Annotated in this window: 1 protein-coding gene; it reads right to left on the bottom strand. The window is 73.8% G+C overall.

Annotated features, from left to right (window positions below; genetic code table 11):
- Positions 1-1,007 (bottom strand): serine hydrolase domain-containing protein (locus ACOV8S_RS13020; RefSeq protein ID WP_448317992.1); only part of this gene is annotated, 1,007 nt, incomplete at both ends.

Below are 1,007 nucleotides of genomic sequence, written 5' to 3'. Positions count from 1 at the left end.
GTTCACGAAACGCTCCAGGCCCAGGCCGATCGTCGCGTCCTCGCCCGTGTCGTGGTCCTTGACCTCCGGCACCTCGAACATCTGGTGCAGGTAGGGCTCGGGGACGACCTCGCCGCGGAAGAGGGAGACCAACAGGGTCTCCAGGTCGGCGGTGGAGGAGATCAGGTCGCCGGCCGCGAAACGGTCCGTCATGTTCCAGTCGGTGACGTCCGTGAGACGGCCGCCGATCCGCTCGTAGCCGCGGTGGTGCGGTCCGTGGATCCGCGGGTCGCCGTTCACCGGGAAGTAGCTGTCCCGCATCCCCAGCGGACGGAAGACGCGGACCTTCGCCTGGTGGGCGAGCGTGTCGCCGGTGACCTTCTCGATCATCAGACCGAGGACCACGTAGTGGATGTTCGAGTAGCGCTGCACCGTGCCCGGGGTGGCGCCGGGGCCCGCCGCGATCGACCCGGCGACCACCTCCTGCGGGGTCATGGTCTCGAAGCGGTGCTCCCACATGTCCTCGGTGGTGTCGCCGAAGGAGGCGCCGGGCTTCAGGCCACTGGTGTGGTTCAGCAGCTGGCGGACGGTCATCGGCGCGAAGCTGTCGGGGAAGAGCCCGGGCAGGTAGCGCTGGACCGGCCGGTCGAGGCCGATCCGGCCCTCGGCGGCGAGCTGGAGCACCATCGAGGCAGTGACGATCTTGGTGGTGGAGCCGGCCCGGAAGCGGGCGTGCCGCACGGCGGGGGCGCCGGTGTCGAGGTCCCGCACGCCGGCCGTGCCGAGCCAGGCGCCGTGGCCGCCGACGCGGATCTGGGCCGCGGTCGCCTCGTCGTCGGGAAGCGCGGAGATCGCCTTGCAGAGGGCGTCGGCGTCGGGCCCGGCCGCGAGGGTGACGCAGGAGACGGGCGGCCGCGGGGCTGCCGTCGCCGCACCGGCCGGCAGCGCGAGGGCGCCGAGCCCCAGGGCCAGCGCGGCGGCGACGGCGGTGACGGCGGTGGCGCGGGGGGGGCGCGCGGGCCGCGGCG

This window comes from Streptomyces sp. CO7 (assembly GCF_053474865.1).
Note: the sequence above shows the minus strand (reverse complement) of the source record. Positions and strands in the feature narration are given on the sequence as shown.